This is a genomic window from Frankia tisae (assembly GCF_025403405.1).
In the GTDB taxonomy this organism is placed as follows: domain Bacteria; phylum Actinomycetota; class Actinomycetes; order Frankiales; family Frankiaceae; genus Frankia; species Frankia tisai.
In genome coordinates, this window is sequence record NZ_JANEZT010000225.1 from 1 (window position 1) to 11,143 (window position 11,143).

The following is an 11,143-nucleotide window of genomic DNA, read 5'->3' on the forward strand; positions in this document are numbered from 1 at the left end:
GCCGTGGGTGCGGCGGGGGCAGCCGGTAGGCCAGCTCCTCCGCGGCGACCGTACGGGTCAGGTAGCTGCTGCCGGGCGCGGTGGTCTCGACTGGACGCGGCCAAGCCCCGGCCGGCCGGCCTGCCGGCCCTGCGAGCGGGAGCTGTGCGGACGGCACGGGCGGTACGGCGAGGGGGACGGAGCCCGGCGCCCGGACAGCCGGCCCCGGAGTCCCCGAGCCGGCTCGGGCCGCCGACCGGCGGTCGAACGGCGAGACCCGGGGCAGTAGCACGGTGCCGGGGTTGCAGTCGCCCGGTGTCACTCGTCCCGGCCCGTCGACCGGGCTGACCAGCAGGAAGGCGGTGGTCGGCAGGGTCTGCACGGTGGTCGGCTCGATGAGGAACTCGTACACCCGCTGCGTGGTGCTGCCGTCGTTCGTCGAGTCGCTGACCGAGGTGTTCGTCGTGCGCTGCCAGGTCTGCGAGCGTGACGTCGTCACGGATTCCTGCCAGCCGGTGTTCGTCGAGGTGTTCTGCAACCAGGGCAGCAGGCGGGTGCCGTCGTAGGTCCGGCCGGAACCGCCGCTGGTGCCCGTGGTGTCGGAGGTGCCGTCGGAGGAGCCGACACTGTCGCTGTCGCCCGTCGTGAAGCTCCGCCCGACCTGCGTGGTCACCTGGGACATGACGAACGTGTGGCCGCGGCCGATGAATTCCGCCGCCGTCGTCGCGTCCTTGCCGTTGCCGAGCCGCATGATGATCGTCGAGCCGCCCTGGCTGCCCAGGACCCGTTCGGCGTCGTCGGTGAGCCGTTCGAAGAGCAGCACGAGGCGCACCCCGGCGATTTCGGCGTGCCGGGCCAGGCCCCCCAGTGTGGGTCGGCCGAGATGGTCCGCTCCGGCGACGACCAGCATGTCGCGTCCGGGGGCGGGGGCGAGCTCGCGGCGGCGGAGCTGGTGGAGTACCGCCTGGATGACGAGCCGGTCGGCGAGCTCCTTGTGATGCGTCGATGACGCGCGGCTGGAGGTTGCCATCACCCGCAGCCCCTGGACCGGCCACCACGTGGCCAGCCGCCGCAGGCCGCCCGCGCCGGGCACACCGGTGATCGCCGACCGGTCCCGGGCGGTGGCCGTGACCGCGGCGCCCGGCGGGCAGAGGGCCTCCAGTGACGAGCGCAGGTAGCGCAGCTCGTCGGGGATCCGCTCGCCGCGGCCGAAGGCGTTCATCCGGCTGACAAGCGCACCGGCCTCGGCTGTCGACAACGCCGCGGCCGCAGTGCCGTCGTCGAGACCTTCCAGCACGCGCAGGCCCTCGGCGAGCCGGCGGAAGGTCAGCCGCTCGCCGAGGACCTGACCGACCGTGCTCACCAGGTCGGCATGCAGCGCCCGGCGGTGATGGTCCTGCTCACCCTCGCGGGTCGGGCCGAAGGCGTCCGCCACGAGCTCGCCGGTCTCCCGCGGGCCGAGCTCGTCGAGCAGCGCGACCTCGTCGAGCTGGCGGGGCAGGTCCCAGGATTCGACCGGCCAGCGGGCCTGCCCGGCCAGCCGCGCCAACCCGCCGCCGACCGTCCGCTCGCTCAGGTCGACGAGCAGGATGCCGGTGCCGCTGGTGAGCACCGAGCAGCCGGCGGTGGCCAACAGACTGGCCCAGCCGTTGCCGTCGCCGCCGAAGACGTCGACCCGCGGTGTCGCGGCCGGCGTCACGATGGGAAAGAAGGCGCTGGCATCTTCCCGGCGCCGCTCGTCGGCATGGTTGTGCGCGTCGACCTCGGCCCGCCAGGAGGCCACCGCCTGCTCGTGCTCGGCGCGGGCCGTCGCCGTCGCCGTCCGCGCCCGGCGCCGGGCGCGGACCAGGCGGCGGTGGCGCGCCAGCGGGGGCAGGCCGGCGAGCAGGGCGAGGGCGAACCCGGCCGGCACGAAGAACAGCCCGCCCTCGTCGGCGAGCAGCACCCCGAAGGCGACGAAGGCGACGGGCACGAGCAGTCGCGTCCACAGCGACCGGATCGCCCGGTCACGCTGGGCGGACAGCTCGGTCAGGTCGGGCAGCGCGGGTTCCGCCCAGGTAGGGGGTTCGTCGGCGAGCGGGCTTGGCGCCGGCGGTCCGCCGTCGACAAACTCCCATCCCCAGCGTTCCCGGGGGACGAACAGTCCCTGGATCAGCTGGGCTTCCGCCGCCGTCAGGGCTGCGCCCCCCATCGTTGGCCCCCCGCCAGTCACGTCACCGCCGGACCTGGCCCGCCAGCCTGCACACCGCCCGGCCCGCCGCACCGCCGTTGCTGGCGAGCACGCCCCGTGGCGAGGCCAGATCCCTCCGTCTCCAGTATGGCGCCGTGTGTCCGCTCTGTCGCGTTCTGCCGCTCGCTGTCGTGGCGGCCCGATGCTTCGCCAGGGCGCCCGCACCGGCCCGGGACGGCGTGCCGCAGCCGGCGATCCGCCGGCCTTCGGCCTGTCTGTTTTCCGACAGGCCCACCGCCGGCCGGAGCCGTTCCCGCAGGCCGGCCTCTCCGGGGCCGGCCGAGCCCGCGCCGGCCGCCCGCGGGACCGCGCTGTTGCGGGCCGGCGCGGCGGCGAATTCTCCTACGCTCGCCTGGGATCAGGCCCTTCCCGCCCGCACCGAACCGGACGGGTGGACAGGACGCCTGGCGGCCGGGATGGCTGCCTACCAGGTGGATGGCGGGGAACCGGCGCAGGACTGCGCGATGTGAGTGGGATGGGGGAGATGGCTGATGGTGCGAAACGGTCGGCGGGTTCTCGGGACGGGCCTCGCCGCGTTGGCATTGCTGTGGGCGGCGGCCGCCTGCGGTGGGGACGATGCGGCAGGCGCGCCCGCCGTCTCCTCCAGCACGTTCGCGCCCGCGCCGTCACCGAGCCCGCCACCCACGCCGACGGGCGTCACCCCAGCGGCCTACCAGCAGGTTCTGACCGCTCTGGACACGGCGCTCACCCCGGACCTGGGAGCGGTATCGGGCGCCCAGACGCCGCCCGACCTGTCCAAGGCGCTGCGCACGGCCGCGACGGACCTGACGACCCAGCGCACGACGCTGGAGAACACCGACCCGCCAGTGCGGGCGCGTGCCGCGCACGGGCAGTTCGTCGCCGCGTTGCTCGCCCTCGGCACGGAACTCGACACTCTGCAGGGCGAGGCCGACAAGCAAACGCTGTGCACCGGCAGCTCGGGCGGGCGACGCGTGTCGGCCGGCAACGGCGCGCACCTGACCCGGCTCGCCGTCGCGGCGCTCGCGGCGGCGGACCCGGCCAACCCGTACCGGGTCGGGGCGTTCCTGCCGACCGGCCAGCCGGACCAGACCCGGCGGCCGGACAACGGCAGCATCGGCCCCGGCCGGCGTGGCGGCTACGGGAAGTTGACCGTCAAGGCACCGCCGTCCCAGGACGCCGTGGTCAAACTGACCGAGGGCGGTGCGCGGGTGCGCAACATCTTCATCCGAGGCGGCAGCAGCGCGACGGTCGACGGGGTGCCCAACGGCAAGTTCGACGTTTACTACACCCTCGGCGAGGACTGGGACACCGACGCCGCCCGGTTCACCCGCAACTGCGAGTTCAACAAGTTCGACGACGGCGTGACCTTCACGACCCGGAACCTGTCGAGGTCGATCGAGTACACGACGTACGAGCTCACCCTGTTCGACGTGGCCGGCGGGACCGCCACCAGCGTGCCGGTCCCGCCGCTCGACTTCCCCGCGACCTGACCTGGCGCGATCTCACCGGCCGGCCGCGGCCGGCCCCGGGGCCTCGGGCCCGGCCAGCGGCCTGCCCGCGGCCGTCTCGACGAGGTTGGCGATCTGGTCGACCAGGTCCGCCAGACCGGGTCCGGCGCAGGCGCGCTCCAGCGCGATCGCGACGGCCCCGGCATTCGTCCCGCCGGCGAGCTCCCGTACCGCGTCGACCAGCCCGCTCGCCGTCACGTCGCCGACGCTGACCTGGTCCTCACCGCCCGCATAGACCGGGCTGCCGCGCAGCCAGGCGAGCTGCTCGCCGATGGTGCTGCCGGTGACGGCCAGGCCGCGATCGTGCCAGGACGACGTGTGCGGGTGGGGGCCCGCGTCCGGGCCCTGCCGGCGGACGGTCTCGGCGAGGGCCAGCCGGACATCCTGCCAGCGGTAAACACCCGCGGTGAACCGCCGGGAGTCCCAGCACGCATCCACATCGCCTGGGCCGCCTGGGCCGCCTGGGCGGTCGGGGTCGCCGAGGCCGTCGGGGTCGCCGACGAGCAGCCGGCGCAGCGTGGCGTGCAACGCGGCGGCGAACTCGTCCGGATCGACCGACGGGCGCAGCAGCCGGGCGCGGGCGTCGGTGGCCCGGTCGGTGGCGTGCGCGAGCAGGCAGTCGAGCCGCCGCGGCGGCTGCGCGGCCAGCATCGCCCGCAGCCCCGGCGAAGGGGTGAACGGCGCCACGCCCAGCACGTGGGCGAAGCCCATCACCTGATGGGCCGCGACCGCCTCGACCCAGAGCACCAGCCGGGCATCTCCGGCGGCGAGGGCGGCCGTCTCCGTCTCCTCCAGCGTGCAGGCCCGCCCGACGGCGCACGCGGCGCCGCAGTGCAGACTGCGCCGGCCGGCCAGCGGGACCCGGTCGTAGCGGGCGAGGTGTGGTGACTCCCGGGCGTCGCCGGCGACCATCCGGGCCAGCACCGGGCGGTCCATGCCGTCCAGGCTGACGGCGGCCACCCCGGCCGGCAGCGCCACGACGGCCTCGGACTGCTCCGGGCGCAGGTTCATCGTGGCGCCGACGGCCTCCCGGTCATCGGCGGCCGGCAGCCGGTGCATCACCTTCAGCGCGGTGTTCTTGATGGTGTCGGGCAGGATCTTCGCCGGGATCTGCTCGACGACGACGAGGCCCTCGCCGTAGGCGCGGATCTCGGCGAGCAGGGAGGCGAACAGCTCGACCGCGGCCGCCGCCGGCCCGTCGGTGACGTTCTTGAGCAGCCGGTGCGCCTCCTCGACGACGAGGACGTGCCGCAGCCCGCCGGCGCCCGCGGCCCCGAAGCGAACCCGCAGGTGCTCGACGATGCGGATGAGAACCGCCCCGAGCAGGAACGCCTTGTCCTGGTCGCTGGTGATGTCCTCGAGCTCGATGACGACGTTGCGGGTCAGCAGCGCGCCGATGTCGATGGGATGGCCGCCCTCGAAGAACCGGCCGGGGCTGCCCTCCCGCAGGCTGCCGATGCGCACGTCGACGAACCCGCGGACGTCGGCGGTGACTTCCGCCCCATAGCCGATGTTCTCCACCACCCTGGCGGCGGTTCGTTGCAGGTCACCGAGGGTTGGGTAGCGCCGGCGCGCCTCGACCGGCGGATCCGCGCCCGGCCCGCTGACGCGGAACCGCGGCCGATGCGGTGGCTCGGGCCGGTCGAGCACCAGGTTCCAACCCAGGTCCCGGTAGCACACGGTGAGCGCGCGGGCGAGGACCTGGGGGAACGGCTCGTGCGCCTCGAAGGCGGCGAGGAACAGCGCGCGGACAAGGTCGAGATGGCTCTGCAACGGGAAGCCGGCCTCCGGCTCCAACGGGTTCAGTGACGCCGGCGCCGCGTCGAGCCGGCCTGGTCGGATGACGAGTACCTCGCCGGGCCGCCCGGCGAGATCTGCCAGCCGGCCCGCCATCCGCGCGTACTCCGCCTTCGCGGGCTCCAGCACCAGCCACGGCACCGGCGCCGGTGCGCGGGCCAGCGACTCCAGCAGCGACCGCACGGTCTGCGACTTCCCGGAGCCGGTGGCGCCGCAGACGAACGCATGCCGGTTGAGCGTGGACCGCGGGACGGCGAGCGCGCCGGCCGGCGACCAGCCGGCATCGAGGACGTCGCCGAGCCGCACCGCCCCGGGCGCGCCGCGTGGGTCCGCGGGCCCGCTGCCGTCCGGGCCCTCCGGCGTCACGTCGAATGTGTGCGGGGTGACGAGTGTGATGCCCGGAAGTTCCCGGCTGGGCGGGCGGGCCAGCGCCGCGAGCAGCTCGGCGCCGGCCCGGAACGGGCTTCGCTCAGCCCCGTCGGCGGGACCCGCTGGGCGCGGCGTCCAGGCGCCGCCGAACGACGTCGCGGGGCCCAGCGGGCGCAGCGTGTAGGGGAGCTCGTCGAGGTCGCTGGAGCTGCACAGCAACGCTGCCAGGGAGAACGCGCCGGCCCTGCTGGCCCCGCCGACGAGGATCTCGACGTCCCACATCCCGCTGGCCGCGGCGCGACCGAGTTCCCGGTGGCGGCGCTCGGCGCGTTCCAGGTCGAGCCGGGCATCCTGGTCGTGCTCGCGCAGGCGCAGCGCGGGGATGGACCGGGCGAGGGCGTCGCGTTCCTCGGCGAGGCGGCGCGGCGGCACCGGCCAGGCCACCACCAGCCAGGCGAACGGGCCGACGAGGTGGGCGGCGTAGTCGTCGAACGAGCCGCGCCGCGCGCCGGCCGGAGGTCGGGCGCCGCCCTCCCCGCCTGGTCCGGGTGCCCACAGGGCGTCCGGGGCTCCGCCGCAGCGTAGCCAGAACGGGAAACGGGCGAGATCGTCGAGGACGGTGCCGGGTGGCAGCGTCGCGGCCGTCGACCCGGGCGGGTAGAGCAGCGGTGCCACCGCCGCCGTCCGCGGCGCCGCTGCGGGCCGGGGGAGACCAGGTCCGGGCGGCCCGGGGAACGGCGGGAGCGTTGGCAGCCCCGCGCCCGCACGGTCCAGCCACCCGTCGGCGTCCAGCTCGGGGAGCACGGGGAGCACGGGAGCCGCTGGGAAGGCCGCACTCGCCGGGAAGGCCGGGTCTGGTGTCATCGCCACGGCCACGGTCACGGCGGCCGGGACGGCACTTGGCGGGAAGTAGGGCCGGCCGCCGGCAAGGAAACGGATGTGGGACTCGCCCGGCCCGCGTAGCCAGGCGACGGCGATGCCCGGCGCGGCCGGTCCGGCGTCAAGCGAGGTCAGCTCGGCGTGCGCCCCCACCAGCGCGGCGAACAGCGCGGGCGGGACGGGGTCGGGACGATCGGTCCCCTCGGGGCGCCGTGGGGTGGTCAGGATGCGGTGGAACTGGAAGCCGTCGAGCACAGTCGTCGGGCCTGATTCAGTGGGGGCCCGAGCGGTGGCGGGCCGGGTCGGTGGCGGCCGACTGCGGTGCGGTGAGCGCATTGCGGTGCGGTGTGCACGCTTTGTCGCCGCGGATGGAACAGAACGTACCGCAATCGACTCTGCGCATCTCGCGTCCCGGCGCCGCGCAGGCCGGTGACAGGCGTAACCCGGTCGGGCGTGATCCAACCCTCGTCGCGGCCGCGGGGGGCGCTGGATGGGCTGGGGTCGGCAGCCGACCGTGCGTTCATCCTCGCCGGACCTCTCCTGGCCCCGATGCAGCCGGCCTGCCTGCGGACGACCGATCAGCGCATCCGGTGCGGAAATTTATTACCCTCTGCGTGGAAATAAATCCGGATCGTGTTCGTTGTTGCGGTGTTCTGGTCCGATGTGCGCGTTTCGGGCAGGTTCGGGTCGTGCCGGGTGAAGGGGTGACGAGGAGTGCGTGGCGAATGATGCGGATTAGTCCGGGGAGGCATTCCCGGATGTCACCCAGCGTTCGCGTGTTGTGGCTGGATGGCGTGGGCAGTCCACTGGGGTACCCCGTCGAAGCGCAGGAGGCGATCCGTATCGTCGTGACCGGTGCGCCGTGGTCGCACCCCGGTGGCGTGGGCGCGGTCGCCGCCGGGAGCGTCGGCACTCGACAGCGCGACGCCGCCCCGCCCGCGGTGTCGTTCCGGAGGCCGCAGACATGGCCGATCACCGCAGCAGGCCTCACTGGATCCGGCCCCGCGCGGGCTCCGCGCGGGGCCGGTCGGTCGCCGTCGGCATCGCGGCCGTCGGCGTGACTCTGGTCGTGGGCGCTGCGAGCGCCGTCCACTTCAGCGGTTCCGGCGGGGACTCCAGGCCGTCGGCGTCGGTCGTCGTCGGCGCGTCCGGGCCCGCCACACGGGCTGCGGGCGCGGAGCCGCTGCGGCCGAATCGGGTCGATGGCGCGGACGCCGCGACCGGGGCCCCGGGCACCGTCCCCGGCATCGGATCGGTGATGGCGGCGCGGATCCCCCGGGACGCGCTCCAGGTGATCGTCGCGAGCGGCGCCGACCGGGAGGCGAACACCAACAACGTGACCCTGTGGCAGCGCGCGAACCCGGACGCCCCCTGGGAGCCGTTCGGTGCCCCGCTGACCGGGCGCAACGGCGCCAACGGGTGGACCTTCGCCCACCGGGAGGGCGATCTGCGCAGCCCGATCGGCGTGTTCAGCCTGACGGCGGCCGGCGGCAAGCTGCCCGATCCGGGCACCGGCCTGCCCTACGAGTACCGGCCGGCGTTCTACCGGACGGCGGCCCCGCAGGGGCAGCCGATGGCCGAGGCGTTCAACTACGTCGTCGCCATCGACTACAACCGGCTGCCCGGACGTCCCCCGTCTGACCCGACCCGGCCGATGGGCGACCAGGTCGGCGGCGACATCTGGCTGCACGTCGACCACAAGTCGCCGACCCGGGGCTGCGTCGCCGTCGAGCAGGACGCGCTGACGTCCATCCTGCGCTGGCTGAAGCCCACCGCCCACCCCATGATCGCCATGGGTGACGTGGCCGATCTCGCCGCCGATACCTGACCCGACCGGGCCGCCGGGCCGCCGGGCCGGGCCGGGCCGGGCCGAGCTCAGCCGGCCTTCGGGGCGTGCTGCTCCGCGTGGCCGCCGAACTGCTTGCGCATCGCCGAAAGCAGCTTGTCCGCGAACAGGCTCTCCCCGCGCGAGCTGAACCGCTCGTACAGGGAGGCGGTCAGCACGTGCGCGGGCACGCCCTCCTCCACCGCCGCGAGCACCGTCCAACGGCCCTCACCCGAGTCGGAGACCCGGCCGCTGAACTCGGCGAGTTCGGGATCCTCCTGCAACGCGGCGGCGGTGAGATCGAGCAGCCAGGAGCTGACGACGCTGCCGCGCCGCCACACCTCCGCGATCGCGGCGGTGTCGAAGTCGTACTGGTAGAACTGCGGGTCGCCCAGCGGGGCCGTCTCGGCGTTGTGCTCCAGGGCCTCCCGGCCGATGTTCGCCTTGTCGAGAATGGCGAGACCCTCCGCGAAGGCGGCCATCATGCCGTACTCGATGCCATTGTGGACCATCTTGACGAAGTGTCCGGCGCCGTTCGGCCCGCAATACAGGTAGCCCTTCTCGGCCTGGACCGGCTCGCCGTCACGGCCGGGCGTGCGGGGAATCGTGCCGACGCCGGGGGCGATCGTGTCGAACAGCGGCTCCAACCGGGCCACGGCCGCCGGCTCGCCGCCGATCATCAGGCAGTAGCCGCGCTCCAGGCCGAACACCCCGCCGGAGGTGCCGACATCGACGTAATGAATGCCCTTCGTGGCGAGTTCCTTCGCCTTGCTGATGTCATCGCGGTAGTACGAGTTGCCGCCATCGATGATGATGTCGTCCGGCGCGCAGTGCTCGGCGACCGCATCGACGGTCTGCCCGGTCAACCCGGCCGGCACCATGATCCAGGCTGTCCGCGGGGGACGCAGGGCCGCGGCGAACTCGGCGAGCGTCCGCGCCCCCGTGGCACCCTCGGCCTCCAGGGCCTTGATGGCCTCGGCGTTGACGTCGTAGACCACGCACTCGTGGCCGTCGCGGATCAGCCGGCGCACCAGGTTGGCGCCCATCCGGCCGAGGCCGACCATCCCGAGCTGCATCTTGTCTCCCCGCTCGTTTCGTCACGGTGGCCCGAGGCGAGGCGGCTACGCCGCGCACCGGGTCCTAGCTTCGCGCTCCCGCCATTGTTCCCTTGACACCCCGCGCCTCCCGGCTGTGGGCGGCGCGCCGTCCGTTCGGGCCAGGTGCTTCTCGTCACCGCCCTGGCGCGTACGGTACGGCGGGGTCGGTGGGGAGGCACGGGCGTGGACCAGGACGCAGCTGTGGATGTGATTGTGATCGGCGCGGGACCCGCTGGGGAAAACGTCGCCGGCCGGTGCGCCGACGCGGGGCTCGCCGTGACCATCGTCGAACGGGAGCTCGTCGGCGGCGAGTGCAGCTACTGGGGCTGCATCCCGAGTAAGACCCTCATCCGGCCGGGGGAGGTGCTCGCCGCGGCGCGCCGCGTGCCGGGCGCCGCGGCGGCGGTCACCGGATCGCTGGACGCTGCGGCGGCGTTCGCGCGACGCGACTCGCTGGTCGGCGGCTTTTCGGACGACTCCCAGGTGCCGTGGCTGACCGCCAAGGGCGTGCGGCTCGTCCGCGGAACCGGCCGGCTGACCGGGCGGCCGCGCCACGTCGAGGTCACCGCCGCCGACGGCGACCGCCGGGTGCTGACCGCGTCGCGCGCGGTGGTCGTGGCCACGGGCAGCCGGGCGACGGTCCCGCCGATCCCGGGGCTCGTCGACGCCGATCCCTGGGACAATCGTTCGGCGACCGCCGCCACCTCGGTGCCGCGGCGCCTGGTGGTGCTCGGCGGCGGTGCCGTCGGGGCGGAGCTCGCCCAGGCGTTCCGCCGGCTCGGCAGCGCGGAGGTCACCGTCGCCGAGGGCTCGCCCCGGCTGCTCGCCCGGGAGGAGGAGTTCGCCGGGGAGGAGGTCCGGGCGGCGTTCGAGGCGGACGGCATCGCGGTGCGGCTCGGTACCCGGGCCGTCGAGGTGCATCGGCGCCGCGACGGCGCCGCGGCGCCACGCGGCCCGGTGACTATCACCTTGGCCGGCCCCGCGGCGACTCAGGACGGCCCCGCGGCGACTCAGGACGGTCCGGCGGCGACTCAGGACGGTCCGGCGGGCACGCAGGACGGTCCGGCGGGGCCGGAGTCCGCGGGCGACACGGTCGTGGCGGACGAGGTTCTGGTGGCGGTCGGGCGCACCCCGGCGACCGGGGACCTGGGGCTGGCGGCCGTCGGGTTGCCACCCGGGAAGTTCATCGACGTCGACGACCGTCTCCTGGCGGTCGGGGTGAGCGACGACTGGCTGTACGCGGTCGGCGACGTCTGCGGCCGCGCCCTGCTCACCCACATGGGCAAGTACCAGGCGCGGATCGTCGCCGACGTCATCACCGGTCGCCGCGACGCCGCCGGCGAGCCTGCCCGCGATGTGGCGGACCACTTCGCCGTCCCGCGGGTGACCTTCACCGATCCCCAGGTCAGCGCGGTCGGGCTCACCGAGCGGGCGGCGCGGGAGGCGGGCCTGGCGGTGCGGGCGGTCAGCGTCGCGA

6 protein-coding genes are annotated in these 11,143 nt (G+C 74.7%); 3 read left to right on the forward strand and 3 right to left on the reverse strand.

From position 1 onward, the window contains the following. A partial coding sequence (locus NBZ85_RS20045) for a hypothetical protein (RefSeq protein ID WP_261562393.1) occupies positions 1-2,170 on the reverse strand: 2,170 nt, incomplete at its 3' end. Between the two features lie 530 nt (positions 2,171-2,700). On the opposite strand from NBZ85_RS20045, the gene NBZ85_RS20050 reads away from it, so the two are divergent. Continuing rightward, positions 2,701-3,681 carry a hypothetical protein gene (locus tag NBZ85_RS20050; RefSeq protein ID WP_261562394.1) on the forward strand — a complete coding sequence of 327 codons (981 nt, stop codon included), beginning with the start codon at positions 2,701-2,703 and terminating at the stop codon, positions 3,679-3,681. A gap of 12 nt (positions 3,682-3,693) precedes the next feature. Here NBZ85_RS20050 and NBZ85_RS20055 read toward each other — a convergent pair whose 3' ends face one another. Next, a complete protein-coding gene (locus NBZ85_RS20055) occupies positions 3,694-6,999 on the reverse strand; it encodes an ATP-binding protein (protein WP_261562396.1) in 3,306 nt (1,101 codons plus the stop codon). A gap of 709 nt (positions 7,000-7,708) precedes the next feature. Between NBZ85_RS20055 and NBZ85_RS20060 the strand changes: the two genes are divergently transcribed. After that, the gene (locus NBZ85_RS20060) at positions 7,709-8,572 is read left to right on the forward strand and encodes a L,D-transpeptidase family protein (protein ID WP_261558644.1); all 864 of its coding nucleotides are present in this window, start codon (positions 7,709-7,711) and stop codon (positions 8,570-8,572) included. A 47-nt stretch (positions 8,573-8,619) separates the two neighbouring features. Here NBZ85_RS20060 and gnd read toward each other — a convergent pair whose 3' ends face one another. Continuing rightward, positions 8,620-9,645 (reverse strand): phosphogluconate dehydrogenase (NAD(+)-dependent, decarboxylating), encoded by a 1,026-nt coding sequence (gene gnd / locus NBZ85_RS20065; protein ID WP_261558645.1) that lies wholly within the window; start codon positions 9,643-9,645, stop codon positions 8,620-8,622. Between the two features lie 204 nt (positions 9,646-9,849). On the opposite strand from gnd, the gene NBZ85_RS20070 reads away from it, so the two are divergent. Beyond that, positions 9,850-11,143 (forward strand): dihydrolipoyl dehydrogenase family protein (locus tag NBZ85_RS20070; RefSeq protein ID WP_261562397.1); only part of this gene is annotated, 1,294 nt, incomplete at its 3' end.